Below are 26,069 nucleotides of genomic sequence, written 5' to 3' on the forward strand. Positions count from 1 at the left end.
TTTACTTGATATGAACGCAATATATATTGAAGGCACATCCTCCACACCGACCATCAGCTGTGATGTGGAAACAGGAACCCTCTCTATGACAGGAGACTCCTATCCTGAAAACTCCTTCGAGTTTTTCAATGACGTGATCGAGTGGGTCAGTGACTTTGTGGAGCAACAGGATAAGCCCCTGACTCTTGAACTGAAGCTGATATACATGAATACCAGCAGTGTCAAAGCGATGATGGATATCTTTGATCTGCTTGAAGCAGCCCACCTCCAAGGGTACAGCGTGGCGGTCAACTGGTACTATGATCCCAGAAACGAACGGGTTATCGAATTGGCAGAGGAGTTCAAGGAGGACTGCACTTTTTCCTTCATGATCATACCGGAGGAGCGATGAGAAGATGACAGACAGGGATTCAGAAACCCCGGAATGGATCACCAGCCTACTGGAAGATCCCGCCAACGAAAACAGCCCCCTTCTGCCTGCCCTGAAATACCTGCTGGAGCAGGATAAGGAACACAGAGCTCGCCTGGACAGGATGTTGCGCATATCCGACGGCTACGGCAACCTCGTTCACAACCAGAGCCTGACCCTGTCACAACGCTATGATAAACAGTTGCGACGTCTGGAAAAAATAACCCGCATCTCCGATCGTTACCAGCAAGAGATGATGGAGTTGAACCTGACACTGCGCCAGGCAGCCCTGCATGATCCACTGACAGGGCTTCCCAACAGACGTATGATATTGGAGCGGATGAAGGCCGAACTGGCCAGACAGGGCCGTGGCTGCGCGCGGTTTTCACTGATCATGCTTGATGTTGATCACTTCAAACATTTCAATGACACCTATGGCCATGAAACGGGCGATGCCGTCTTGTCCAAGCTTGCTGAGGTGATGCAGCACACCGTACGGGAATATGATCTGTGCGCCAGATGGGGCGGCGAGGAGTTTCTGATTCTACTGCCCGAAACCGATCTGAAAACCGCTCAATCCACTGCCGAACGTCTGCTTCAGACGCTGAGAACAACCCCGCTGGATGAAGTATTTCGCTCATCTGACCAGCCCCACACCAAACTGACAGCCAGCCTGGGCGTCGCAACCTATCAGCCCGACGAAACACTGGACGAAACGATTAATCGTGCTGACTCCGCTCTTCTCAGCGCCAAGCAGAATGGCCGCGATCGCGTAGAACTGAATCTGGAGCATGAAGACCACCCCGCTCCCTGAATCCCCGCCTGATTACAAAGGATCAGAATCACGATGGCAAACTGGAAAAGTGGGCTAAGAACCAAAGCACTGACAGCACTGCTACTCTCTTCACTGATTGCACTGATCCCTGCAGGGCTGATTGGCTGGCAGGTGCTGACTTCGGTGCAGGATCACTTTGGTGAAGCCTATGCCCGCAACTTCACTCAACTGAACACACAAACCATTATTGCTCCTATCTCCCGCGACCTGGCGTTGTCACAGCGGCTGGCCGAGTCGATATTAACTCGTAACTGGCTGCTTAACGAAGAGGACGAAGCGCTCAAGGCGATGGCATTTGAAGAAGCTGCCGGATATGCGAGCGCTTTCAGTGGCGGCTCCTATTTCTTCATCAGCAACCTCTCCTACCAGTATTATTTCAATGAACCCGATAAGCCTTTCAGTGATCAACCACGTTACCATCTGAACCCAGACAACCCGGATGACAGCTGGTTTTTCAACCTGATTGAGGCAACTGATGATTACAACATCAACGTCAATCCGGATGTTCAGTTGGGTACGACACGGGTGTGGTTAAATGTCATCATTCCGGGCGATAAGCAGAATGAAGGGCAGAAGCTGGGATTTGCCGGTACCGGAATAGACCTGACAGACTTTATCGCAGCTTTTATCAACTCAGATGAGCCGGGTGTCACACCCATGATCATCAACCCGGAAGGCGCCATTCAGGCCCACCCTGACACCAGCCGAATTGCCTATGGTGCGACCGCAGGTGTCGACTCGTCCGGTGATAATCTGCTGCATTTGCTGAATGAAGATGAGCGCCAGCCCCTTCAGACTGCCATGACGCAGCTCAAGACAGACCCCTCTCAGGTTGCCACCCTCTGGGCTACTCTGGACAATCGTAGACAACTGCTGGCGGTTGCCTTTATCCCGGAACTGCAGTGGTACATTCTGACCGCTGTTGATCTCAATGCGGCAAAGGTTTTTGACGGTCCCTGGGTCAACAAGCTGCTCATTACATTCGGCCTGTTACTGATTCTGCTGTTAATGGCGCTTGCCTACGCTGTTGAACGACTGTTGCTGGCGCCGCTCAGACGTCTGCAGAGCTCTGCAACCGAAATGGCACAAGGCAATTATGATGTTGCACTGCCGGCTCGCTCCGGTGATGAGATCGGCGATCTCAATCGCGCCTTCAGCATCATGGCCAACAAAGTCAAAAGCCATACCGAGGAGCTGGAAGAAAAAGTTCGACTCCGTACCTTTGAGCTGGAAAACGCCAACACCGAGATGCAGGCGATCAATAAGCTGGTCAGTGATTCCATTGAGTATGCGAGCCTGATTCAGCGTGCCATTTTACCGGACAGTCTGTTGAACAAAACCCTGGCGGATAATCACTTCGTTATATGGCTACCTCGTGATGGTGTCGGAGGTGATTTTTATCTTTTCCATACAGACTCTGATCGTTACCTGATGGGTGTAGTGGATTGTGCCGGGCATGGTGTACCGGGTGCATTGATGACCATGCTTTCGCGTGCTGCCCTGGACCAGGCAATCAATGAAAATGGCATCAGTTCACCTGCCATTCTACTGACCCGAGCTGACCAGATCCTGCGCAGCATGCTGCAGGACTATGACATGCCTTCAGCACTGGCAACCAACATGGATGTCGGTCTGGTACTGGTGGAACCGAATCACAATCGCATGATCTTTGCCGGTGCCAAGATGGCGCTATTCTGGCTCGAAGGTGCAGAAATACGTCAGATCAAAGGCGAAAAACGCGCCCTGCTCGACCGTAAAACGGTCGAGTATGAAAACCGCATACTCGACATCAATTCACAGACTATCTGCTATCTTTGTAGTGACGGCTATCTGGATCAGGCAGGTGGCGAGCAAGGCTATGGTATGGGTACCACACAATTCATGGCCTTGTTGCAGCAACATGCTGGTTTGACGCTTCAACAGCAGGGCGAAACATTAAAGCGTGAGCTTGATATATATCGTGGTGACTACTCGCTGCGGGACGATATCACGTTGATAGGTTTCAGACCAAAAACTCCTTGTTGAGCATTCAGTTTTCGTTTATGTTCGTAATGTAATAAATAATTCACTTTGGTAACATACTATCGACCTTGATGGACAATCAAAAAAATTAACCAACATCAGGAACATGCCATGACAGTCTCACGTCGCAAATTCTTGAAAGGTGCGGCAGCTGCCGGAACACTCGCAGCCAGCCCGTTTTTCATCAACAGTGCACTGGCCTCAAGCAAAGAACTCCGTATCTATGCCTGGGCTGGTTACATCACTGACGAAATGCTCTCCGATTTCAAAGAAAAAACCGGCATCGACGCCACCTTCACACCCTATGGTACTAACGACGAGCTGATGAACTCCCTGCGCGCAACAGATGGCACAGGCTTTGACATCATCATGCCAACCGTTGACCGCGTACCGGGTTACGTCGAATTTGATCTTGTTCAACCCCTGGATACCAGCCGCATCAACTGGGATGGCGCACTCGAAAGCTCCATCGAAGGTTCAGAGGTTGGTGGTGTTGTTGATGGTAACCGTTACTTCGCACCATCTGACTGGGGCACAGAAGCGATTTGCTATAACAAGGAGCTGGCCAAGGTTGATCGTAACAACCTCAGCTATGGCGACTTGTGGAATCCCGAACATGGTGATGGCGTCACCGTGCGTGGCCACTCTGCGCTGGTCGGAATTGGCTTGTGGCTTGAACAGACAGGGCAGCTTCCCTTCCCTCTGCTTGATTCCTACAAGAACGAGCAGGCTATGCGCGCCAACTTCGATGTCATTCTGAAAGTGGCTACCGAGCACAAGCACATGATCGCTCAGTTCTGGTCAACCGAGAACGAAGCGCAGGGTGCCTTCCTGGCAAACGGCGCTGTGATTGGTCAGACCTGGGACAGCACCGCCTTCAACCTGATCAAAGAAGGTGAACCGATGGGCTATGCCGCACCTAAAGAGGGTGCGATGGCCTGGATGGAAGGCTTCGTCATTCCGAAAAATGCCAACAATGTTGATTCTGTTTACGAGTTCATCAACTGGTATTACACACCGGAATCGGGTGCCATGTTCGTCAAGGCAACCGGCTACAACTCAACCTCCAAAGGTGCAGCCGAACTGCTTCCGGACGAGACCAAGCAGTTCTTCCTGGATTCTTACACTGAGCAGGACCTGAAGAACCTGTGGTGGTGGCCCATTCAGGAACCCTGGTACGTTGCGTTGCGTAACGAATATCAGGATCGCTACCTCTCTGCCTGATTCAGGCCTGACAACCCCTGACATGACCCCGACCTTCGGGGTCATGTCCTACCTACCCGGTGTAAGACTTTATGGATAGCAGTGTTCATCTTGATAATGTCATGATGCAGTTCGACAACTTTGTTGCCGTTCAAAAAACAGACCTGAAAATCGAATCAGGCGAATTCTTCAGTTTTCTAGGCCCATCAGGCTGTGGTAAAACGACTATTCTCAACATGATCAGTGGTTTTCTTGACCCTACTGAAGGCACTGTTCGCATCGGTGGCGAAGATATGCGCCGTGTGTCCGCCAATAAGCGACCAACTTCAATGATCTTTCAGAATCTCGCGCTCTTCCCTTTGATGACCGTTGCAGAGAACATTGAGTTTGGCCTTGAAGTCCGGGGCATCAAAAAAGCAGAACGTAAAAAAGTATCCGACCGCCTGCTTAACCTGGTGGCTCTGCCTGAGTGCCGTGACAAGCGTATCAGCGACCTGTCAGGTGGGCAGAAACAGCGTATCGCCATTGCCCGCGCTCTGGCGGTTGAGCCCAGAGTATTACTACTGGATGAGCCCCTGTCGGCCTTGGATCTCAAACTGCGTCAGCACATGCGCACCGAATTGAAAGAGATTCAGCGTAAGACTGGCATCACTTTTATCTACATCACACACGATCAGGGTGAAGCGCTGACCATGTCCGATAGAGTCGGCGTAATGTCAGCAGGTAAACTGCAGCAGGTTGCCGATCCGGTCACGCTGTATCGCGCACCGGCAACCCCCTTTGCAGCATCCTTCGTGGGTGAGAACAATCGCATGGAAGGCAAGGTGATTGCCGTTGACGGCCAGCGTGCCACGCTGGATTGTGGCGTATTAGGTCAGCTGTCTGGGCTCAGTGTCCATAACCTGGCCCCAGGAGACAGCGCTCTGCTGTTTATCCGACCCGAGCTGCTCAATCGTCGAACCGAAATGACGGAAAACTGTTTTACGGCGAAAATTCAGGAACTGAACTTCGAGGGTGCTTATCTGATGATGGAAGCCACCCCTATCAACACTCAGAGCACCATCAGAGCACAACTGCTCAGCGATGTGAACATTGGTGATCTGGCAACAGGTAATCAGGTGATCTTCGGGTTTGATACTCAGGACGCCATCGTCATGTCGAGTAAAAGCGATGTTTAAGCAACTCTCAGACCGTTTCGGCCCCATGGTCGCCATCGGCATTCTGTTGCTGATGCTGCTCTGGCTGGTCATGCTGGTCGTTCTGCCCCAGGTACTGATGATCGACTACTCATTAAAGCCCAACCTGCCACCCAGTCAGATAGGAGGGTTGGATGACACCTACTCTCTCAATAACTATGTCACGCTGTTCAACAATCAGATCCATCTGAGTATCTTTTTCAAAACCATCTGGTCAAGTGTACTCGTGACTCTTTGCACCTTGATTGTCTGCTATCCCCTGGCCTACTATCTGGCCAAAGTTGCAACACCCCGCCAGGCAGCACTATGTGTGCTACTACTGCTCATTCCCTTCTGGATCAATGAGATACTGAGAACCTTCTCCTGGTTTATCATTCTCTCCTATCGCGGCCCATTGAACGCTCTTCTGCTGGGTATGGGCTTCATAGATAAACCCATCCGTTTTCTGTCGGGTGATGGCGGCGTTATCATCGGCATGGTCTACGCCTATATCCTGTTCATGGTTTTTCCGCTCTATAATGCGATAGAAAGCCTCGACGGCAACCAGATCAAGGCCGCCAGAAACCTCGGCTCCGGCGTGATCAGAACCCACTACCGCATTATCATCCCGCATGCCAAACCCGGTATTGCCACTGGCTGCATCATGGTGTTTATGCTCTCGGCAGGCAGTTATGCCGTACCGGCACTGCTTGGTTCGCCCGGTAGCCGTTGGTTCACACAGATCATCTACAACTGGTTCTTTGAGGGCGGCGACTGGAATCAGGGAGCAGCTTATGCCTTTATCCTGCTGATTCTGTGTATCGGCTTTATCGTCCTGGTGATGCGGCTGTTCAAGGTTGGCTTGGGGGATATTGCACGATGAGCTCACAAAACATCCTCAAATGGGGCATTCGTTTCTACATCACGCTGTTCTTTCTCTATCTGTTCACACCATTGATCATCATGTCGGCTGCGACCTTCAATGACAGCCGTTTCCCGACCATCTCTCCGTGGCGCGGAACCACACTGAAGTGGTTTGAAGAGCTGTGGCAGGATTCCGGCATGTGGCAGGCGCTGAGCAACAGCGCCATTATCGCGGCCGGTGTACTGGCGATTGCCGTACCTATCGGTGTCGCTTGCGCCCTGTTCCTCTCTACCTATCGTGGTGGCGGCAAGAACTTCATCTATGGCCTGATGCTCTCACCCCTGCTGACGCCGGGCGTGATCATCGGCATCTCAACTCTGATCTTCTGGCGCAGCATGGGTGTCAGCGGCGGGATTTTCCTGACTATCATCGCCCAGACAACTTTTATCGCTGCCTATGTGATGCTGATGATACTGGCGCGTATGCAACGCTTTGACCGTACTCTGGAGAATGCCGCCTTCAGCCTTGGCGCGACTCATCTGCAAGTGTTCAGGCGCATCACCCTGCCTTACCTTATGCCTGCGATACTGTCAGCAGGTGTAATCGCGTTCCTGCAGTCATTTGAGAACTACAACACGACACTGTTCGTCAAAGGCTATGACACAACACTGACGGTCTATATCGCATCCAAAGTAAGGACCGGGCTGACGCCTGCCGTCAATGCACTGGGGCTGATACTGATCGTGATCACCGTTCTGTTGGCGGCGATCTACGAGATCAAACGTCGGCGTGAAGTCAGAATGGACGAGCAGAAGGCAGCCCTGGCCGAAGCAGCAGACTGACAGGGGAGTTTGTTCAACGTTATCAAGGGGTCGTAACTGTCAGCTATCAATCCGGTTACGGCCCATTTTTTTGGCATGATACAACGCCTGATCCGCTTTCGACAGCATCATTTCTATATCGTTATTTTCTTCATTGAGCTCACTGCAACCCACACTCATGGTTAACGAAATAGAGGACCCACCCGTTCGTTCAATCGGGTTAAACTCTATCGCTTTGCGGAGTTTTTCAGCCACCTTGAGCGCCTGCTCCAGCGCGGTTTCAGGCAGCAGTATCGAAAACTCCTCACCGCCCATTCTAGCCAGCGAATCTTCATCTCGTAGCAGCCTCAGGCATTCGCGCACAAAAGCCACCAACACCTGATCACCAGCAGCATGACCATAGAGATCATTGATCTCTTTGAAATGATCCAGATCGATCATCAGCACAGACAAAGACTTATCATAACGTCGCGCGCGCGAGACCTCCTGCTCAGCAACCTCCATGAAATGGCGCCGATTCATCACTCCAGTCAAAAAGTCTGTGCGAGCCAACTCTCTGAGTCGTTGCTCTAAAAGCGTACGCTCCTCGATCTCCAGCCTCATGCGATAATTAAGACGATGAAAATAGAGCATGATAATGCTGGCCAAAACTGAAATAATCACCGAGACCGACAGGATGGTATAGATCATTGTAAGATTAGCAGGATTCTGACCCTCATATTCAGGCAGGTACAAAAAACCTTCAAGCGAGAAATCCGGCGAAATAAGGCCAGCCTCGGCAAAACTATTTACAATATGCCGCCAGCGCCCTTCATACATATGTCCCGGCGGCACAAGAGAGTCAATCATCAGCCGCTGTATTTCGCGGGCTTCATAGCGCAAAGCTTCGCGACTGGCCTCGGGGTTATAGTCTTCCAGGATAAGATCGATAATCTCTTCTGTATTATCAAGCGCATAACGCCACCCTCTGAACGTGGCATCCCGAAAGGCTCTGACCATCGCCTCATCTCGCTTCAGCACAGCCTCTGTCGTGAACAACGTATCGCCATAGTAATCTATCCCCGAAGAGCGAGGGTTGAGAAGCTGATAGGGAAAACCGGCACGCTGTAGATGAAAGGGTTCAGTGGTGGTATAGGCAGTCATGGCGTCGACACGCCCTTCCAGTAAAGCTGCAACATCCCCCTCATGCGGAACTATCTCAATACTCTCGAGTGGTACACGCTCCATACGCAGATAAGATATCAACTCCTCTGCGCCCCCCTCAAGCAACAATCGCTTTCCGGCCAGCTCATGGACGCTTCGCAAATCATGGCCGGTTCTGGCCAATACAACATAGGGAGAGTGCTGAAAAATAACACCCAGCACCACGACCGGTTTGCCTTCTGCACGATGTATTGCCAACCCAGACGTTGCCACTCCGAACTCAGCATCGCCCGAAAGCACGACCTCTGTTGGATCACGCTCAGGCTCATTCTCCAGGATGGTCACATCAAGGCCCGCTTCGCGATAGTACCCCTGCTGCCTGGCAGCATAAAAGCCAGCAAACTGGAACTGATGCGTCCATTTAAGCTGCAAGCGAACAGAGGTCAGATCAGACTCCGCTGCTACATTTGGTATAAAGACGACCAGACTACCGATCAGGATCAGCCTGACGATGCTTGTCACCCAATGAGTCATCTCATCCGCGCCTGTGAATGTAGGTGGTAAGCATGCTATTCCTTGTGCAAATCAAGCGTTATCAAGGTATTGCCACAATTATTGTTATTATGCCTCATTTTTTATCGTCTGTACGCATAACGTCCATTCAGCTACTGATTTCAACTAGATATATTGTTAATATCTAATTTGCACGAGAAGAGCCTGATCACCTTCATCATAAAGATAATGTAGCTAAATGCGGCACTCTCCTCTCACTTTTGAGCTGAAAACCAGTGTCGACTGGATGGATAGATCACATGCATAGCCCGAAAGGAACTGGCTAAACAATCACCAGTTCCACGCTGGAACTTTTATAAATATCTGATAGATCGAGACGGCAAGGTTACAGCTGTATTTCCAAGCACAACCAAGCAAGATTATGCTGAGCTTAAAGCTGCAATTGAGCTGCTTTTGTAATGCTTCCAGGATATTGAAACCGGGACATTTTCAGCGTGACCAAGCCTTGGCTTCTTTCATCAATTGACTGATATCCAGATCCAATGAGCTCGCGAGCTCTTCAATTTTACCAGCAGAGGGCGTTTTAGGTACTCTGAAGTTACTCTCCGCTGGTTGCTTATCAGCCAACTCTTTACGCTGCTCTTCCTCCAGCTCTGCCTGACGTTTTTTCGCCGCAACAGACTCAATCCTTGTAGCAATTTCACAGAGCTGATCCACAGAAAATGAACTCAGATAATCCATGATCGGATCTGACATGATAATGTTTTGCCCTCTTATACAAACAGCAGTTTATGATTAGTCAATCTGGACAGTTGGAAAATAATCTCTTCATACCGACGAGCTCACAGAACAGATCACACTCCTGCTGTTATCGGAGTATTGGTGGATATCTATTCTGGTGTTTGTGTGCAGGTCTTGTCAGCGGAATATACACAGTATATTACAGCTGGAGGCAACAGCAAAGGGGCAGTTCCTTTATCTGATGCCAAGCCTAAAGCTGCTGACCGAACCATCAACTGATGACATCAGGATTCAAGCAGAAAAGGCAAAGTAGCCTCAAGTAACTGCTCAGGTATCTCTTCAGCAATATAGTGTCCTGATGGAAGTGCGTGTCCTTGCACATCAACAGCAACCTTCTGCCACTCTTTCAGTGGATCAAAGCAACGACCGATTATCCCCTGCGCGCCCCACATAACCAACAATGGACATTTCAGCCTGATTCCAGCTCCTCGATCAGCACGATCATATTCAAGATCAATACTGGCGCTGGCACGGTAGTCTTCACAGATGCCAGTTGCGGTTCCGGGCAACCTGATGCAACGCAGGTATTCCGCAAACGCAGCATCGGTGAAAGGTGTCATCCCTGCACTGCGCGTTCCCATACAGCTTCTCAGAAAAAGCTCAGGATCAGCCTCAATCAATCTTTCCGGCAGAGGCGCTGGTCTTATCAGGAAGAACCAGTGCCAGTAGGCTGATGCGAACGCCAGATCTGTCTGCTCATACATGGCTAATGTCGGCGCAATATCCAGCAGGATCATACGTCTGATCAGATCCGGATGATCCAACCCCATGCGATGAGCTACGCGAGCACCCCGATCATGCGCCAGCACAGAGAAGGAATCAAAGCCAAGTTCACGCATCAGCTCTACCTGATCCTGCGCCATTACGCGCTTGGAGTGAGCGACGTGACCTTCAGACGCCAATGGCTTTTCGCTATCTCCATAGCCCCGCAGATCTGGTGCAACGACTGTAAAGTGCCTGGCCAGTACACTCACCACCTTATGCCAGATCACATGGGTCTGCGGATGCCCATGCAGCAGCAACAAACCAGGCCCGCTACCACCTACCCTGCAATGAATTCTGATGCCATTGACTGTAAAGTCCCGCTCTTCAAAGTCGGTAAACATAGGGGCGCTCTCCTTACAATAGCTCCCACGCCATGTCGGTTCAGGAACATTCAACTATTGTTATGAACCATAGCACACTTGTGTATTCCAGCATCTGCGAGCGTCAGACTGATCAGTAATTAGTCAGGAACTATCAACGACTTGTACACTATTTATGCAATTGGTATTTTTGCCGACTTTTGTTGTAAAAGTGTTGCAAGCAATAAACAACCCTATATAATACGCACCACGTTTCAGGACTATAGCTCAGTTGGTTAGAGCACCACCTTGACATGGTGGGGGTCAGCGGTTCGAGTCCGCTTAGTCCTACCAAATTCGTAAAGACAGCCGCTTTCAGTTTAACTGGGCGGCTGTTTTTTTGGTATTGGTACGAACGGCATCCACTCCCTTGAACATCCATTACTCTATGGCCACACAATTCCGTCCACTGCCCTTGGCCTGATATAGCAAGCGGTCAGCACGAGCATACAATTCGTCAGCACTCTCCCCACCTGAAACCTCGACCAATCCGAAAGACATGGTGATAGTGATCGGAGTACCTTGAAAATGAAAGGGGCTGGCCTGCACCGCTTCACGCAGCTTTTCGGCGACTTGCTTCGCCTGCTCCAGTTGAGTGTTGGTAAAGATAAAAGCAAACTCCTCACCGCCTATACGTGCCACGAAATCAGTTTCACGCAACTCGCGCCTGAGTGTCTTGGAAAGCAGAGATAAAAGCTTGTCACCTGCGGGGTGGCCATACTGATCGTTAACAGGTTTAAAATGATCAATATCAGCCACACAGAAACTGAAAGGCGCTCCGTAACGCGCTGTACGCGCAAGCTCTGCTTTAACCTGATCAATATAGGCAAGACGATTAGGCAGGCCAGTCAGTACATCTGTCCGAGCCTGTCGCTGCTCCTCTTCGATGCGAGCCTTGATATGCTCCGACTCAACTTCCATTGAGCGTACCTTTTCCAGCAGCTTGTCGTATCGCGCCTGAAGCTGCCCTTCGCGATCAGTTTCGCCTTTGCGATAGTTGTCCATCGTTCGGACAATTTTTGCCAGTTGACTGGTAACCGATACCTTCAGTGCATTCAGGTCTTTAGACGACTTGACACTGCTGTGGATCACATTGACATCACGGCGCAGTGCCTTCTCCAGTTCCTTGTGCTCCAGCAAGGCTTGATGCTCTGCATGACGATTCTCGATCAGGAACTGCTCAACCACCCCCAGTTGCTCATTCAGACTCAGCAGATAGTCCTCAAACTCCTGTGTCATATCAGGTTCAAGCTGCTGTACCAGTCGTACCAGATCAGCGATAACACCTGCAATTTTCTGCGGATCACTCAGACCAGAGAGTTGATTGACGACCTGCTGCACGAGCTGATCATCTGCTCCTACTTTCTGTAAGGCTGAGGTCAGTTGTGTCAGCCATTGCACAACCTCCTTGGTCACTTTTCGTGAAAAGGCAGCCTTATCTCCACCCTTAGCCTGAGAGGCTCCCGTATCTGCCAGCGCAACAGCTAACAAGCTATCCTGAAGCTGCACCAAGCGTTTGACCAGAGGCGATACAGAATAAAGCGCCTCGGTTGCTTCGGGCAGTTGAACCAGAATATCAGATAAAGCGTCGGCCTTTGCCTTATCCCTGTCGAGCTTTTCAATCTGACGTGACCAGTCCGTCAGCGTGTTGCGCAGCTCATCAGAGATTCTGACCTTTTTTGAATCTGCATCTCTTGAGTGACGCATGATCTCTTTGATCACAGGCTTCAACTCAACCTGCTCACCCTCGGAAAAATGCTGATTCAACCGAGCCAGAGAACTATCCAGATCTGCGTTTGCACCCTGCATGCCAAGCGCCATCGCCTGGAATAGCTGTTTTGATTGGTCGGCAGCCCGATTCTGCTGCTTTTCCAACACCTCAAACTCCCGCGCCAGTTTTTTATATTTTTCGCGCCAGCTTGCATCTTGATTCATGCAGACAATCCCGACAGTCTATTGAGGTTGATCTACTATAAATAAGTTTGCCTACATATCAACCACCTAAATCACAGCTACTATCTAATCCACCAGCGCACTGTGCTTCAACCTCTGCAGCTCATCCCTGTAACGTGCCGCTTTCTCAAACTCCAGATTTTTCGCCGCCAGATACATTTTATCTTCCAGATCACTGAGCGCGCGGGCCATCTCCTTGCCTGTCATACCCACTTCATCCACCCGGTATTCAGCATCGGCTTCCGCCACCTTCTTGAGTCCCCGGCCGGTTTTGCGATGGCCTGGAGTATGTGCGCCTTCCATGATGTCGGCCACGGATTTGAATATCCCGACCGGCGTGATGTTGTTTTCCTTGTTGAAGGCGATCTGCTTGTTACGACGCCGTTCAGTTTCATCCATGGCACGCTGCATCGACCCGGTAATGCGATCAGCGTAGAGGATAGCGCGACCATTGAGGTTACGTGCTGCACGCCCGATGGTCTGGATCATGGAGGTTTCAGAACGCAGGAACCCCTCTTTATCCGCATCCAGAATCGTTACCAGTGATACCTCCGGCATATCGATCCCTTCACGCAACAGGTTGATCCCCACCAGAACATCAAACTCGCCAATACGCAGGTCACGGATGATCTCAACACGCTCCACGGTATCAATATCCGAGTGCAGATAGCGCACACGTACACCGTTATCGGCCAGATATTCGGTCAGATCCTCGGCCATTCGCTTGGTCAGTACCGTAACAATCACGCGCTCCTTGCGCTCAGTAACCAGTCGAATCTCACCCAGCAGATCGTCTACCTGAGTGCTGGCAGGTCGCACTTCAACCATCGGATCGATCAATCCGGTCGGGCGCACCACCTGCTCCACGATCTGCTGTGCATTGGCCGCCTCATACTTGCTGGGTGTGGCCGACACAAAAATCATCTGCGGCGCGGCCTCTTCCCACTCTTCAAACTTCATCGGTCGGTTGTCCAGCGCCGATGGCAGCCTGAAACCATACTCGACCAGCGTTTCCTTGCGCGAGCGGTCACCACGGAACATGGCGCCGATCTGCGGCACCGTGACATGCGATTCGTCTATTACCAACAGCGAGTTATCCGGCAGATAATCAAACAGAGTCGGAGGCGCCTGACCATCATCCCGACCGGACAGGTAGCGGGAATAGTTCTCTATCCCGGGGCAGTAGCCCAGTTCCATGATCATCTCAATATCATAAAGCGTACGCTGCTCAAGTCGCTGCGCCTCCACCAGCTTGTTATTGCTGCGCAGCTGCTCCAGCCTCTCGTGCAGCTCCACCTTGATCAGCTCCGTTGCACCGAGCAGTTTGTCGCGCGGTGTCACATAGTGAGTTTTCGGGTAGATGGTGGCGCGCGGTACACGACGCAGCAGCTCACCTGTCAGCGGATCAAAATAGCTGATCTGCTCGATCTCCTCATCAAACAGCTCAATGCGCACCGCTTCATACTCGGATTCTGCCGGGAACACATCAATCACATCGCCCCGCACCCGATAGGTACCACGGTGCAATTCAACATCATTACGTGTGTATTGCAGCTCGGCCAGACGGCGCAGCAACGTGCGCTGATCCACCCGATCGCCACGATCCAGATGCAACATCATAGACAGATAGGACTTGGGATCACCCAGACCATAGATCGCAGAAACCGTTGCCACGATGATGGCATCTTCGCGCTCCAGCAGAGCTTTGGTCGCAGACAGACGCATCTGCTCTATATGATCATTAACCGATGCATCCTTCTCGATAAAGGTGTCTGAAGATGGCACATAGGCTTCGGGCTGGTAATAGTCGTAATAGGAAACAAAGTACTCGACGGAGTTATCCGGAAAGAACTCCTTGAACTCGCCATAAAGCTGAGCAGCAAGGGTCTTGTTGTGCACCATCACCAGCGTGGGCCGCTGAACAGCCGCAATCACATTCGCAATCGTGAAGGTTTTGCCGGAGCCGGTTACACCAAGCAGTGTCTGTGATGCCAGACCTGATTCAATTCCATCGATCAGTGCCTCGATGGCTGCCGGTTGATCGCCCGCCGGTTTGAAACTGGAATGTACTTTGAAGCGCTGTTTCACGCGCAACTCCTTTCACTAATATCGCTCGACTCTGACAGACAAAACAGTATACGCAAAATCACCTCGTCAGCCTAACCTGATGAGACCGACTTACATCTGTAAAGTGCGTAAAAAAGTTACTGGAATAAGGGGGTCTGGGGATTCAGAGTCGCCTGCCATTCCTGTATGCTCTGCATGATCATTTCGGATCATGTGCACTCGATAACTTATGAGGATTCAGGCTTGGACGTGCAGCTTTCCACCCGTGTAAACAGCATCAAACCCTCCCCCACTCTGGCCGTCACCAACCGTGCGGCAGAGCTCAAGGCTGAAGGTAAGAATATTATCGGCCTGGGCGCCGGGGAACCCGATTTCGACACACCGCAGCATATCAAGGATGCTGCAATCAAGGCGATCAATGACGGTATTACCAAATATACCGCCGTGGATGGAACACCTGCACTGAAGAAGTCGATTATTGCCAAGTTCAAGCGCGATAATGGTCTTGAGTACGCGCCGAATCAGATTCTGGTATCCAGTGGCGGTAAGCAGAGCTTCTTCAACCTGTCTCTGGCCCTGCTCAACGCCGGTGATGAAGTAATCATTCCCGCGCCTTACTGGGTCTCCTACCCCGATATGGTACTGGTTGCAGACGGCACGCCCGTGATTCTGACCACCACTCAGGAACAGAATTTCAAGATCACCGCTGAGCAGTTGCAGAGTGCGATCACACCGAAAACCCGTCTGGTTGTACTTAACAGCCCGTCCAACCCATCCGGTATCGCCTACACGCTGGACGAACTCAAGGCACTGGGCGAGGTGCTCAAGCAGTATCCTGATGTGCTGATCGCCACCGATGACATGTATGAGCATACACTGTTCGACGGCCAGCCATTTTGCAATATCCTGAATGCCTGCCCGGAGCTCTATGATCAGACCATCGTGCTCAATGGTGTGTCCAAAGCCTACTCCATGACAGGCTGGCGTATCGGTTATGCCGCGGGCCCTGCCAAGTTGATCGGGGCGATGAAAAAAGTTCAGTCGCAGAGCACCTCCAATCCCAACTCCATCGCTCAGGTGGCCGCTCAGGCTGCACTGGATGGTCCTCAGGAGTGCGTAGCTGAGATGGTCCGTGCATTCAAGAAGCGCCATGATTTTGTGGTTGCTGCGCTGAATGAGATAGAGGGAGTGGAGTGTCTGCCTGCAGATGGCACCTTCTATGCGTTCCCGAGCTTCCAGAAGGTGATCGACGCTCGACCTGAGTTTGCTGATGATATCGCTCTGGCAGAGTATCTGCTGCTGGAAGCGGGCGTAGCACTGGTGCCAGGTTCCGCCTTCGGTGCACCCGGTAACCTGCGTTTGTCATTTGCGACCAGCATGGAGATGCTGCAGGACGCACTGGCGCGGATCAAAAACGCACTGGCAAGCTAAGCATTACATGTTAAGCATTAAAGGATAGTTAAGCCCCGTAATGCGCCGACCTCGCAAGAGTCGGCGCATTTTCAGCAGGATCCTCCATTCAACCGATATAAAGTGAGCCGCGCATGAAGCGAAAGACCCTGTCCAGACTTTTTGCCGGAATGCAGCTGCCCTTCTTATTGCGAACACCCGGCAAAGAGATCTGCACCAACGAAGCCTATGAGCAGTTGACTGTTGATCACAAACATCAGATCCAACAGTGGATCGAAGAAAAAAACAACCCCTTACTGCAACTCGACACCTTGCAGCTTCAACGCCTGAGAGCCGGAAAACATACTGCCATCATCGGCTATCCGGAGAAAGACCCGAACCTGCAACGCACATTAATGCTGCAGCTCTTACCCGCACTTCAGGCCGGTGGCGATCCTTTCAATACCACCGCGCGGATTCTTGGTCCTTTGCTGGGCTGGCAGGGTTGCGTCGTCGCCAAGCGCAAATCAGCCAAATCGCTCGACCTTCTTGGTCTGTGGCAAAGTGGCTCGCTTCAACCTCCCCGCCATCAGATTATGGCTGGCAGTGCGGCCTTTGCACTCTATGAAAGCGACGGTATCACATCACACATGCAGACCAGCACATCTCACTTCCCGCTTGATGATCTGCTGATCGGCCAGAGAGACTGTGCATTGCTTGGTCATCGTATCGATCTGCCTTCACAGAAAGCCATTGGCCACATTGCAGCCTGGGGACCACCCGACCATGCATCTATCGATATTGCCAACCAACTGATCGGGTGTGCCGCGGATCTGCTGGCCGCTTTCCTGGCCGCAGCACCAAAAAGTTTCGGTGCACAGGAGTCCTGCAACGAACCTCTTGATATGCTGACGGGTCTGCCAGGACGTCGACGATTTGATCTGGCACTTCAGCAAGCAGCTGAGCACTATCGGCAAGATAAGCAGGATTGCCTGATTGCTCTGATCAATCTGAAGAACCTTCCATTGGATAATATGCCTGGCACCAGGCTTCAGTCTGATGTGCTCCTGAAAGCGTTTTCTCATGAACTACTCAACATCTGCCGGCGTAAAGATCAAGTTTACTTCTTCGGCGGCACCGAGTTTGTCATGTTGATGCCGATCACTGACAGAGCACCACCTGTCGCAAAGCGACTGGATAAGGTGATGCATGAACTGCAAAAGCAATCACCCGAATTGACGACCATTTTCGCAATGGCACAGCTCAGCGAAACCCATGGAAGCAGTAAGGCTTTGATGTTATTGGCTGATCAGCGCATAAACGAAAAGAGTCAAACAGACTCCTGATTTTAAAATTACACTAAAAAAGACGGTAAAAATTTCACTCCATTATTGAACCGTCCAGTCAGTCGGTATAATATTGCCCTTTTTAAAACGCATGGTCTATAACATGACAAAGGGCAGACCCCTGACCCATAGCCGGGAAAAACTGCTGGAAAAGGGAATAGAGCTCTTTCATCAGCACGGCTATCATGGCACCAGCCTCAGTGCCATTCTGGAAGCCTGCCAGGTTTCCAAAGGCTCCTTTTACAACTTCTTCAGCAGCAAGGAAGAGTATGCTGTCGAGATCCTGGCCCACTATCAGGCTCTGGAAATAGATAGATGGAATCAGGAATTTGCACAACTGCAAGGAACGCATGCGGAAAAAATCCGACGCGCCATACTTCTCAGTATCGAGCAGCATGATCAGGCCAGTGAAAACCTTGGCTGTCTGATTGCCCACCTCTCAGGAGAGATCGGCAATGCATCGTCTGGATTCAGAAACGCCATTCGACGAGCCACTCAGCGCGTAATTGAGCTGATTGCCGAAGATATGCGTATCTGTCAGCTTGAAGGTAGTGTCAGACAAGACCTGCCAGCCGAAACCCTCGCCACCCTGATCTGGGATAGCTGGCAAGGGGCACTGTTAAGAATGAAAGTTGAAAACACAACGCAGCCTTTGCAGCAGACACTTTCTCTATTATGGGATTATGTTCTGCCACCGGCATCCAAAGGGACAAAGGACATTCAGATCTCATGAAACGATTCAACAATAGCCGCCTGACACTTATGGCGCTCGCGCTGCTGACCCTGCCTGTTACCAGCTTTGCACAAGGATTACCGGCTGAAGTGATTCAGGTTGAAGCCACCCGCCTGCAACATACCATTCAGGTGGTCGGTACACTCAGAGCAAATGAGTCGGTTATTATTCGCCCCGAAATCAGCGGTCGCGTTCATCGCATACTGTTCGATGAAGGGCAGCCGATTTCAGCGGGTGAAGCACTGGTACAACTGGATGCATCTGCTTTTGAAGCCGAACTGACCCAGAACCAGGCGCGTGCCAACCTCAGCCGTATCGAATATGAACGTGCAGCCAACCTGCTTGAGCGCAATGTCGGCTCCGAAAACGAGCGCGACAGTAAATTGGCACAACTACGCATCAATGAATCTGATGTAGAGCTGGCCAGAACACGTCTTGCCAAAACCACCATCCGCGCTCCTTTTGATGGTGTAACGGGCCTGCGCATGATAGGACCCGGTGACTTTGTCAATGCCGGACAGGATCTGGTCGAACTGACCGACTTCAGCGAAATGAAGCTGGATTTTTCCATCCCTGAGCGCAACATGGCCGATGTCCGCACCGGTCAGCGCATATCCGTTGAAGTAGATGCTCTACCCGGCCAACGCTTTGAGGGCGAGATCTACGCCATCGCGCCAAGCGCCAGCGCCGGCAGTCACAACCTTCATGTTCGAGCCCGAGTACCCAACCCAGACCTGCTGCTAAGACCGGGGCTTTTTGCCAGAATCGAGATTCTGATCGGCGAAGACGAGCAGGCACTGATGATCCCTGAGGAAGCGATCATTCCACAAAACAGGGAATTCTTCGTGATGCTGATGGGCGACGAGAACCAGGTATCTCTGGTGCCTGTCACCCTCGGCACACGACAGTTCGGACAGGTTCAGATCTCTTCAGGACTTAATGCTGGTGATGTCATCATCACATCGGGCCATATCAAGCTCAGACCCGGCATGCCGATCACCCCGCTTTTTCCGCAGCCCACTGCTGAGGAAAGCAACACATGATATTGTCTGACATCAGCATAAAGCGCCCTGTGCTGGCGATCGTTATCAGCCTGCTGGTACTGCTGGTGGGCCTGATCTCTTATGATCGCCTGTCAGTACGGGAGTATCCAAAGATCGATTCTCCGGTTGTCACAGTAGACACTCGTTATACCGGAGCCAGCTCTTCCATTATTGAGTCACAGGTCACCAAAGTACTCGAGGACTCTCTATCAGGAATAGAGGGCATCGATTACATGACCTCCATCAGCCGCTCTGAGCGTAGCCAGATCAGTATCCATTTCAATCTGGATCGTGAGCCGGATTCTGCTGCGAACGATGTGCGCGATCGAGTGGGGCGTGTGCGTGGTCAGCTACCGGATCAGATTGATGAGCCGGTGATTGCCAAATCTGAAGCAGATGCTCAACCGATCATCTGGATCGCCCTCTCGTCTGAGGCACATGACCCGATGGAACTCAGTGAGTTTGCTCAGGTCCGTATCCAGGATCCCCTGCAAACAGTCGCCGGTGTGGCCAGTGTCATGATTGCGGGCGAGCGTCGTTACTCCATGCGCGTGTGGCTCGACCCCGAACGCATGGCCGCTTATGGCATCATTCCACAGGATATCGAAAACGCCCTGCGCACCCAGAATATCGAAATTCCGGCTGGCCGTATTGAAAGCAAGGAACGCGAGTTCACAATACTGGCCCAGACAGACTTGAATGAGTCTGTGGAGTTCGAGCAGATCATTATCCGCAGTGATAATGGCAATATCGTTCGGCTTAACGATATTGCTCGCGTTGAGCTTGCACCAGAAAGTGAACGACGCATGGCCCGCTTCAATGGTGAAAGCGCCATCGCATTGGGTGTCATCCGCCAGTCCACTGCTAACCCTCTGGATGTATCCCAGGGCGTACGCGACATGCTCAGCGCCATACAACCCAGTTTGCCCGAAGGCATGAAAGTCCAGGTTGCTTATGATTCATCAATTTTCATCGAGCGGTCGATTGAATCCGTGTTCCAGACACTGATGATGGCGGGCTTGCTGGTCGTAGTGGTGATTTTCTTCTTCCTCCGTAACCTTCGCGCAACGATGATACCGGTCATCACTATTCCGCTGTCGCTGGTCGGCGCTTTTGCGATGATGTATCTGATGGACTTTTCGATCAACACCCTGACTCTGCTGGCACTGGTGCTGGCGATCGGGCTGGTGGTGGATGATGCCATTGTGATGCTGGAGAACATCTTTCGACATGTCGAAGAGGGGTTGCATCCTATTCAAGCCGCTTTCAAAGGCAGTCGTGAGATAGGCTTTGCCGTTATCGCAACCACTGCAACGCTAGTGGCGGTATTCGTGCCGGTTGCCTTCTCTACCGGGCGCACCGGGCGCCTGTTTACCGAGTTTGCCCTGACACTGGCCGGTGCGGTGGTGGTATCAACCTTCATTGCCCTGTCGCTGTCACCCATGCTCTGCTCTCGCCTGCTGCATCACGAGAAAAAGCATAGCTGGATGTTCAATCTGATCGAGCGCTTCCTGAACGCCCTGAGTCAAGGCTACCACCGCATTATGAGCCACCTGCTCAATGCACGCTTGCTGACTATAATCCTGCTGATAGGCAGTGCTGCCGGTGCCGTTTACTTTTATGGCAAGCTGCCACAGGAGTTGGCACCGATTGAAGATAGAGGCACCATCATGTCCTTCTCAATCGCACCGGATGGCTCATCAGTCGATTACCTGAACCGCTATGCAAAGCAGGTAGAAAACATCATCGCTCAGATACCGGAGAGAACCCATCACTTCGGTGTGACCGGTGTACCCAGTGAAACCAATTCACTGGTGTTCATCCGCCTGCAGGATTGGGAAAACCGGACTCGCAAACAGCAAGCCATTGTTGAAGAGCTGACTCCACAGCTGTTTGGTGGCGTGCCAGGAACCATGACCTTCGCCATGAACCTGCCATCACTGGGACAGAGCCCGATTTCGCGACCGGTCGAGTTCATCATCAAATCGACAGATGATTACGCAGAGCTGCGCAAGACCACTGATGCGCTGCTGGCTCGCATGGCTGAAAACCCCAACTTCCAGCAGCCGGATGACGATCTGAAGCTGAATAAGCCCGAGCTGATGATTACCCTGCAGCGAGACAAGGTTGCAGAAGCAGGCCTGACCATAGCCGAAGTGGGCCGCAGTCTGGAAACCTATATTGCCGGACGCAACATGACTCGCTTCAAGCGGGGTAATGAGCAGTATGATGTCATCCTGCAGGTACCACCCGAGCAGCGCCAGACACCGACAGATCTGAGTAATCTCTATGTCCGCAGCAGTTCGGGCGAGATGATTCAGCTCAGCAACCTGATCACCGTTGAAGAGACAGTAGCACCGCGCGAACTGAACCACTTCGATAAGATGAAGGCGGTCAAAATTCAGTCGATGCTGGCACCAGGCTACAGTCTGGGCGAGGCACTGGAGTTCATGGAAAGCAACCTGCAGGAGATTTCACCTGGAGCCCTGTATGACTACGCCGGCCAGTCCCGCGAGTTCATGGAATCCAGCAACACACTGCAACAGACCTTCGTGCTGGCACTGATCTTTATCTTCCTGGTACTTGCTGCACAGTTTGAAAGCTTCCGCAACCCGCTGATCATCATGCTCGCCGTACCACCGGCACTGGCAGGTGCACTGGTAGCCCTGCATTTCAGCGGAGGAAGTCTCAGTGTTTACAGCCAGATCGGTCTGATAACCCTTGTTGGTCTGGTCACCAAACATGGTATTCTGATTGTCGAGTTCGCCAATCAGTTGCAGGATCAGGGTGTCTCTCTACGCGATGCAACCTTGCGTGCTGCATCCATGCGCTTGCGTCCGATACTGATGACCACCGGAGCAACCGTACTCGGTGCCCTGCCACTGGCTCTGGCCTTTGGTGCCGGTGCAGAGTCGCGGCAGCAGATAGGCTGGGTCATTGTCGGCGGCATGCTGTTTGGTACACTGCTGACACTGTTTGTCATACCGACCATCTACAGTATTTTTGGCAAACGGACCTATCGTGCCGTTAATCCCGAACACTAAACGAAAGGACTAAACTTGTGAAAACGGTGAAATCAATTCTGATCCCGGCCCTGATACTGACAGCACTGTCGGCATCCATGGCCCAGGCTGGTCCCCTGGCCGACCTGTATCGCATGGCACAGGCTAACGATCCCCAACTGAAAGCGGCTGAGGCCACTTTCAAGGCAGGTCAGGAAGTCGGCGCTCAGACTCGCTCGGCTCTGCTTCCCAGAGCTGATTTTCAGGCGAGCACAGCTCTGATCGACTCAGACTCTCGTGATGTCGACAGCAGTCTGGGCTATTCCCTGTCGCTCTCTCAGCCACTCTACTCAGCAGCTAGCTGGCACACTTACAAGCGTGGCGAGATACTGGCGGAACAGGCTGCCGTTCGCTACGATCTGGCTCAGCAGCAACTGATTCTGCGCAGTGTGGAAGCTTACCTCAACTCACTCAGAGCCATGAGCCGTCTGGATAATGCCCGCGCTCAGGAACGTGCTGTGCAGCGCCGCCTGGATCAGGTGAACGCACAGTTTGAGGTGGGCCTGATCGCCATCACTGATGTACAGGATGCTCAGGCCAGTTATGACAACGCCGCCGTACAGCGCATTGATGCCGAAAGCGCCCTCGAAAACAGCTATGAGACGCTGCAGCGACTGAGCGGACAGACCTTCAGCCAGATACAGCCATTGCGTGAAGACTATCCGATAGAGCCTCCAGTACCGAGCGATCCATCTCCCTGGTTGGAGAAAGCGCTGACCGGAAACCTCTCAATTCGCCTCAGTGATCTGACTTTTGACGCGGCACGACGTGACACACGCAGCAAGCAGGCCGAGCACTACCCGACCGTCAGCTTGCAGGCACAGCACGACAATACCCGCTTCAGTGGTGGCGTACAGACTCAGAGCGGCTGGAACGACGAAACCCGACTGGCGCTGACGCTGGCCGTCCCCCTCTCGCGCGGTGGCTTCACCAGCTCGGCACAGCGCCAGGCCGAGCAGGAACAGCTCGCTGCCATGTTTACCCGTGAGGACTCGGTTCGCGGTGCCACTGAAGCGATTCGCTCGCTGCTGCGTACCTTGCAGAATAGCGTACAGAGCGTTGAGGCGCGTGAGCAGAGTATTCTGTCTCGACAGACCGCACTGAATGCAACGGAGGAAGGTTTTAACGTAGGGACGCGTAACGTGGTCGATGTTCTGCTGGCAGAGCAGCGTCTGTTCGAGGCTCAACTGGAGTACGCTGAAGCGCGCTTCAACCACATACTGGCATTGTTCCAGTTCAAACAACAGGTCGGCACACTCAGCCCAGAAGATCTGTTTGCACTGGATGAATGGTTGCAGAATGCAGGTTAAAGATTGAAGGCCCAGGCTTAAGACATCTCCCTGACCGGACTCTTTGCCGGTCAGGGATTCAACAGCCTGCCAGAAACAGGCTAGTGAGAAGTTTCAGTGAACGGTGGGGTTATCTTCATCATCAGTGGGCACAATCATCTCACCGACACTATCAAAGGCCAGCGCCCCTTCTTCATTGGCAACATCCAGCAACTGCTGCAACAACATCTCAGTCAGATGCACGCTGATGATAATGCCTGCCGGTAGATCTCCCTCAAACATATCCTCATCGACCAGATCATCCGCCCGCAAGCCCAGCAACAGCGGATTTTCCTGAAGCAATGGCGCCAACTCCTCGGGTGCAAATATCGTATGATCAGATGAAACCTGCAGCGCCAGCTGATAAGCATTGTGCGGCGCGCTGTTAAGCTGTTCGATAAAGTCACTCTCTGCTGCGGCAAACAGTTTACCCAACAGGCTCTGCGTATGACTGAGATGTATCTCTGACTCACTGAAATCGGTGTATTTGATCCCCGGCACACGATCCAGCTCTTCGGCACTGACCAGTATCTGCCCTTCCGAATCAATCTCCAGCCAGTCATGATTGACCGCAACAGCCAGCAAGCCCTCAAGCGCAGCTGCAAACAGATTACTGTAAACGATTGCACCAACAGAGGGGTTTTCAATTTCAAGTGGATCTTCGATCAGATCAGCCGCCCTGGCAGCCAGAAGCTTGGGGTCATTCATGATGATATCTGCCATCGCCTCCGGCGTCGGCATCAACATCTGGTGGGCAATGCGGTGTGCGGTCAGGTAGGGCTCAGTACTGCCTTCAACCTTCATGGCATGAATATACTGCAGACGTACCCGATCCAGCAGTTCAGCGAGCTTTTGGCTCATCGGAAACCTCTTGGGTAATAATGGTCGGTTCTCAGTGGATAGTGATGCCGACCGGTTTGACTGATTCCTTGAGTTCATCAAACGTACAGCGCAACTCAGCCAACGGAATCAGGCCATAATCAAGGGGGTCAGTCGGTAGATCATACCAGTCCAGTGACCAGAGGCGAGTCATCAGCTCATACTCACCGATCAACGCATCCAGAAAAATCATCACCGCCTCAACACGTGGATCCATATCCAGAATAGCAGGCATATCTTCCATATACACGGCAAGCTGCAGCTTTCCTTCGATCAGGCGCAATGAGCACCAGAAATCATCAATCTGACAAAATTCATCACCCAGAGTAATGAATGAGGGTACGGGATTGCAGCGCTCATTAAAGGCACGGAACTCGATACCGGTCAGCACAGGAGCCGCCCCGATAAGATTCAGTACGGAGTGGATCGACTCCGGATAGCCATCACAACCGAACACCATCTCAACCGGGCCTTCGTTATCATCCCGTTCGAAATGAAAAGTCAGGTTGCGATCGATCTTCTGCAGTATTGTCCGATAATGATCCAGCAGGTGGTCATCGTCGAAGCGAGCCTCTGTCTGGCTCTCCAGCAACTGTTCAAGCGTGTTCTCCAGCTGCTGCCAGAACGCCCGTATATGTTCGAGATTGTGTGCCATAAGATTATCGTTGACCTGATTCAGGTTCGGGGAACCACAACACCAGTCTGACCCTGGTATTTACCGTTTCGATCCTTGTAGGAGGTTTCGCACACCTCATCTGCACCAAGGAACAGCATCTGAGCGACCCCTTCATTGGCATAGATCTTGGCTGGCAAGGGCGTCGTGTTGGAAAACTCCAGAGTGACATGCCCCTCCCATTCAGGCTCTAATGGCGTGACATTGACGATAATGCCGCAACGCGCATAGGTGCTCTTACCCAGGCAGATAGTCAGCACATCACGCGGGATACGGAAAAATTCAACCGTACGCGCCAGCGCAAAGGAGTTGGGAGGAATGATGCAGACATCCGACTGTACATCAACAAAGCTGCGCGCATCGAAATTTTTTGGATCAACGATGGTGGAGTTGATGTTAGTGAATATCTTGAATTCATCAGCACAGCGTACGTCATAACCATAGCTCGACGTGCCGTAGGACACGATCGGCTGATCATTTGTGCGACGCACCTGTTGCGCTTCAAACGGCTCTATCATCCCGTGTTCCAGAGCCATCCGGCGGATCCAGCGATCTGACTTGATTCCCATAAATGCTTTTCACCATCGACAACTTGCAATTCAGCCGGGCATTCTATCATTTCTGATAAAAAAAACCGCCCTTTCTAGCTAAAGGACGGTAAATTTAGTATGCATCAGTCAATCAA

At 51.9% G+C, this 26,069-nt stretch carries 22 protein-coding genes and 1 tRNA gene; 15 read left to right on the forward strand and 8 right to left on the reverse strand.

The window, feature by feature from the left end; all coding sequences use genetic code 11:
- Window positions 1–10: 10 nt before the first annotated feature.
- The 7 genes from siaC to ACK3CJ_RS13070 all read left to right on the forward strand — a co-directional run bounded on the left by siaC (window position 11) and on the right by ACK3CJ_RS13070 (window position 7,351).
- The gene (gene siaC / locus ACK3CJ_RS13040; protein WP_409522649.1) at window positions 11–391 is read left to right on the forward strand and encodes a biofilm regulation phosphoprotein SiaC; all 381 of its coding nucleotides are present in this window, start codon (window positions 11–13) and stop codon (window positions 389–391) included.
- A gap of 4 nt (window positions 392–395) precedes the next feature.
- Window positions 396–1,223, forward strand: a complete 828-nt coding sequence (gene siaD / locus ACK3CJ_RS13045; protein ID WP_409522650.1) for a biofilm regulation diguanylate cyclase SiaD — start codon at window positions 396–398, stop codon at window positions 1,221–1,223.
- A gap of 33 nt (window positions 1,224–1,256) precedes the next feature.
- The gene (siaA, locus tag ACK3CJ_RS13050) at window positions 1,257–3,269 is read left to right on the forward strand and encodes a biofilm regulation protein phosphatase SiaA (RefSeq protein WP_409522651.1); all 2,013 of its coding nucleotides are present in this window, start codon (window positions 1,257–1,259) and stop codon (window positions 3,267–3,269) included.
- Between the two features lie 108 nt (window positions 3,270–3,377).
- Complete coding sequence (locus tag ACK3CJ_RS13055; RefSeq protein WP_409522652.1) at window positions 3,378–4,490, forward strand: extracellular solute-binding protein; 1,113 nt, start codon at window positions 3,378–3,380, stop codon at window positions 4,488–4,490.
- 71 nt (window positions 4,491–4,561) lie between these two features.
- Window positions 4,562–5,647, forward strand: a complete 1,086-nt coding sequence (locus tag ACK3CJ_RS13060; protein ID WP_409522653.1) for an ABC transporter ATP-binding protein — start codon at window positions 4,562–4,564, stop codon at window positions 5,645–5,647.
- The gene (locus ACK3CJ_RS13065) at window positions 5,640–6,527 is read left to right on the forward strand and encodes an ABC transporter permease (protein ID WP_409522654.1); all 888 of its coding nucleotides are present in this window, start codon (window positions 5,640–5,642) and stop codon (window positions 6,525–6,527) included. The genes ACK3CJ_RS13060 and ACK3CJ_RS13065 overlap by 8 nt, the downstream gene beginning before the upstream one ends.
- Window positions 6,524–7,351: an ABC transporter permease gene (locus ACK3CJ_RS13070; protein WP_409522656.1), complete on the forward strand. Its 828-nt coding sequence runs from the start codon at window positions 6,524–6,526 to the stop codon at window positions 7,349–7,351. Before ACK3CJ_RS13065 ends, ACK3CJ_RS13070 begins: the two co-directional genes overlap by 4 nt.
- A gap of 39 nt (window positions 7,352–7,390) precedes the next feature.
- Here ACK3CJ_RS13070 and ACK3CJ_RS13075 read toward each other — a convergent pair whose 3' ends face one another.
- Together ACK3CJ_RS13075 and ACK3CJ_RS13080 are read right to left on the reverse strand one after the other, a co-directional pair.
- Complete coding sequence (locus tag ACK3CJ_RS13075; protein ID WP_409522657.1) at window positions 7,391–9,007, reverse strand: diguanylate cyclase; 1,617 nt, start codon at window positions 9,005–9,007, stop codon at window positions 7,391–7,393.
- Between the two features lie 468 nt (window positions 9,008–9,475).
- A complete protein-coding gene (locus tag ACK3CJ_RS13080) occupies window positions 9,476–9,742 on the reverse strand; it encodes a hypothetical protein (RefSeq protein WP_409522658.1) in 267 nt (88 codons plus the stop codon).
- 126 nt (window positions 9,743–9,868) lie between these two features.
- Here ACK3CJ_RS13080 and ACK3CJ_RS13085 point away from each other — a divergent pair, with 126 nt between their 5' ends.
- Window positions 9,869–10,006 carry a hypothetical protein gene (locus ACK3CJ_RS13085; RefSeq protein WP_409522659.1) on the forward strand — a complete coding sequence of 46 codons (138 nt, stop codon included), beginning with the start codon at window positions 9,869–9,871 and terminating at the stop codon, window positions 10,004–10,006.
- 5 nt (window positions 10,007–10,011) lie between these two features.
- Here ACK3CJ_RS13085 and ACK3CJ_RS13090 read toward each other — a convergent pair whose 3' ends face one another.
- Window positions 10,012–10,893: an alpha/beta fold hydrolase gene (locus tag ACK3CJ_RS13090; RefSeq protein WP_409522660.1), complete on the reverse strand. Its 882-nt coding sequence runs from the start codon at window positions 10,891–10,893 to the stop codon at window positions 10,012–10,014.
- A 235-nt stretch (window positions 10,894–11,128) separates the two neighbouring features.
- On the opposite strand from ACK3CJ_RS13090, the gene ACK3CJ_RS13095 reads away from it, so the two are divergent.
- Window positions 11,129–11,205, forward strand: a tRNA-Val gene (locus ACK3CJ_RS13095).
- Window positions 11,206–11,292: 87 nt separating this feature from the next.
- On the opposite strand, the gene ACK3CJ_RS13100 is transcribed toward ACK3CJ_RS13095, so the two are convergent.
- Entirely contained in the window at window positions 11,293–12,846 is a 1,554-nt protein-coding gene (locus tag ACK3CJ_RS13100; RefSeq protein WP_409522661.1) for a sensor domain-containing diguanylate cyclase, read from the reverse strand.
- Between the two features lie 84 nt (window positions 12,847–12,930).
- Complete coding sequence (gene uvrB / locus ACK3CJ_RS13105) at window positions 12,931–14,952, reverse strand: excinuclease ABC subunit UvrB (RefSeq protein ID WP_409522662.1); 2,022 nt, start codon at window positions 14,950–14,952, stop codon at window positions 12,931–12,933.
- 222 nt (window positions 14,953–15,174) lie between these two features.
- Here uvrB and ACK3CJ_RS13110 point away from each other — a divergent pair, with 222 nt between their 5' ends.
- The 6 genes from ACK3CJ_RS13110 to ACK3CJ_RS13135 all read left to right on the forward strand — a co-directional run bounded on the left by ACK3CJ_RS13110 (window position 15,175) and on the right by ACK3CJ_RS13135 (window position 23,814).
- Window positions 15,175–16,362 carry a pyridoxal phosphate-dependent aminotransferase gene (locus tag ACK3CJ_RS13110; protein ID WP_409522663.1) on the forward strand — a complete coding sequence of 396 codons (1,188 nt, stop codon included), beginning with the start codon at window positions 15,175–15,177 and terminating at the stop codon, window positions 16,360–16,362.
- A gap of 113 nt (window positions 16,363–16,475) precedes the next feature.
- Window positions 16,476–17,666, forward strand: a complete 1,191-nt coding sequence (locus ACK3CJ_RS13115) for a diguanylate cyclase domain-containing protein (RefSeq protein ID WP_409522664.1) — start codon at window positions 16,476–16,478, stop codon at window positions 17,664–17,666.
- A 103-nt stretch (window positions 17,667–17,769) separates the two neighbouring features.
- On the forward strand, window positions 17,770–18,399 hold the full coding sequence (locus tag ACK3CJ_RS13120) for a TetR/AcrR family transcriptional regulator (protein WP_409522665.1): 630 nt from the start codon (window positions 17,770–17,772) through the stop codon (window positions 18,397–18,399).
- Window positions 18,396–19,442, forward strand: coding sequence for an efflux RND transporter periplasmic adaptor subunit (locus tag ACK3CJ_RS13125; RefSeq protein ID WP_409522666.1), 1,047 nt, complete (start codon window positions 18,396–18,398; stop codon window positions 19,440–19,442). The genes ACK3CJ_RS13120 and ACK3CJ_RS13125 overlap by 4 nt, the downstream gene beginning before the upstream one ends.
- The gene (locus tag ACK3CJ_RS13130) at window positions 19,439–22,486 is read left to right on the forward strand and encodes an efflux RND transporter permease subunit (protein ID WP_409522667.1); all 3,048 of its coding nucleotides are present in this window, start codon (window positions 19,439–19,441) and stop codon (window positions 22,484–22,486) included. Before ACK3CJ_RS13125 ends, ACK3CJ_RS13130 begins: the two co-directional genes overlap by 4 nt.
- Before the next feature lie 17 nt (window positions 22,487–22,503).
- Complete coding sequence (locus ACK3CJ_RS13135) at window positions 22,504–23,814, forward strand: TolC family outer membrane protein (protein WP_409522668.1); 1,311 nt, start codon at window positions 22,504–22,506, stop codon at window positions 23,812–23,814.
- Window positions 23,815–23,907: 93 nt separating this feature from the next.
- Here ACK3CJ_RS13135 and ACK3CJ_RS13140 read toward each other — a convergent pair whose 3' ends face one another.
- From ACK3CJ_RS13140 to dcd, 3 genes are read right to left on the reverse strand one after another with little or no spacing between them, the layout of a single operon-like run.
- Window positions 23,908–24,693 (reverse strand): hypothetical protein, encoded by a 786-nt coding sequence (locus tag ACK3CJ_RS13140; RefSeq protein WP_409522669.1) that lies wholly within the window; start codon window positions 24,691–24,693, stop codon window positions 23,908–23,910.
- Between the two features lie 31 nt (window positions 24,694–24,724).
- Entirely contained in the window at window positions 24,725–25,366 is a 642-nt protein-coding gene (locus ACK3CJ_RS13145; protein WP_409522670.1) for a hypothetical protein, read from the reverse strand.
- Window positions 25,367–25,386: 20 nt separating this feature from the next.
- Window positions 25,387–25,953: a dCTP deaminase gene (gene dcd / locus ACK3CJ_RS13150; RefSeq protein ID WP_409522671.1), complete on the reverse strand. Its 567-nt coding sequence runs from the start codon at window positions 25,951–25,953 to the stop codon at window positions 25,387–25,389.
- Between the last annotated feature and the right edge of the window lie 116 nt (window positions 25,954–26,069).

Origin of the sequence: Nitrincola salilacus, assembly GCF_046271865.1 — a bacterium.
GTDB classification, from domain to species: Bacteria; Pseudomonadota; Gammaproteobacteria; order Pseudomonadales; family Balneatricaceae; genus Nitrincola; species Nitrincola salilacus.

What these genes read in the sequence shown, in the direction of transcription:
- siaC (WP_409522649.1), top strand. Translation starts at nt 11, where the DNA reads ATGAACGCAATATATATTGAAGGCACATCCTCCACACCGACCATCAGC.
- siaD (WP_409522650.1), top strand. Translation starts at nt 396, where the DNA reads ATGACAGACAGGGATTCAGAAACCCCGGAATGGATCACCAGCCTACTG.
- siaA (WP_409522651.1), top strand. Translation starts at nt 1,257, where the DNA reads ATGGCAAACTGGAAAAGTGGGCTAAGAACCAAAGCACTGACAGCACTG.
- ACK3CJ_RS13055 (WP_409522652.1), top strand. Translation starts at nt 3,378, where the DNA reads ATGACAGTCTCACGTCGCAAATTCTTGAAAGGTGCGGCAGCTGCCGGA.
- ACK3CJ_RS13060 (WP_409522653.1), top strand. Translation starts at nt 4,562, where the DNA reads ATGGATAGCAGTGTTCATCTTGATAATGTCATGATGCAGTTCGACAAC.
- ACK3CJ_RS13065 (WP_409522654.1), top strand. Translation starts at nt 5,640, where the DNA reads ATGTTTAAGCAACTCTCAGACCGTTTCGGCCCCATGGTCGCCATCGGC.
- ACK3CJ_RS13070 (WP_409522656.1), top strand. Translation starts at nt 6,524, where the DNA reads ATGAGCTCACAAAACATCCTCAAATGGGGCATTCGTTTCTACATCACG.
- ACK3CJ_RS13075 (WP_409522657.1), bottom strand. Translation starts at nt 9,007, where the DNA reads ATGACTCATTGGGTGACAAGCATCGTCAGGCTGATCCTGATCGGTAGT.
- ACK3CJ_RS13080 (WP_409522658.1), bottom strand. Translation starts at nt 9,742, where the DNA reads ATGTCAGATCCGATCATGGATTATCTGAGTTCATTTTCTGTGGATCAG.
- ACK3CJ_RS13090 (WP_409522660.1), bottom strand. Translation starts at nt 10,893, where the DNA reads ATGTTTACCGACTTTGAAGAGCGGGACTTTACAGTCAATGGCATCAGA.
- ACK3CJ_RS13100 (WP_409522661.1), bottom strand. Translation starts at nt 12,846, where the DNA reads ATGAATCAAGATGCAAGCTGGCGCGAAAAATATAAAAAACTGGCGCGG.
- ACK3CJ_RS13115 (WP_409522664.1), top strand. Translation starts at nt 16,476, where the DNA reads ATGAAGCGAAAGACCCTGTCCAGACTTTTTGCCGGAATGCAGCTGCCC.
- ACK3CJ_RS13120 (WP_409522665.1), top strand. Translation starts at nt 17,770, where the DNA reads ATGACAAAGGGCAGACCCCTGACCCATAGCCGGGAAAAACTGCTGGAA.
- ACK3CJ_RS13125 (WP_409522666.1), top strand. Translation starts at nt 18,396, where the DNA reads ATGAAACGATTCAACAATAGCCGCCTGACACTTATGGCGCTCGCGCTG.
- ACK3CJ_RS13130 (WP_409522667.1), top strand. Translation starts at nt 19,439, where the DNA reads ATGATATTGTCTGACATCAGCATAAAGCGCCCTGTGCTGGCGATCGTT.
- ACK3CJ_RS13140 (WP_409522669.1), bottom strand. Translation starts at nt 24,693, where the DNA reads ATGAGCCAAAAGCTCGCTGAACTGCTGGATCGGGTACGTCTGCAGTAT.
- ACK3CJ_RS13145 (WP_409522670.1), bottom strand. Translation starts at nt 25,366, where the DNA reads ATGGCACACAATCTCGAACATATACGGGCGTTCTGGCAGCAGCTGGAG.
- dcd (WP_409522671.1), bottom strand. Translation starts at nt 25,953, where the DNA reads ATGGGAATCAAGTCAGATCGCTGGATCCGCCGGATGGCTCTGGAACAC.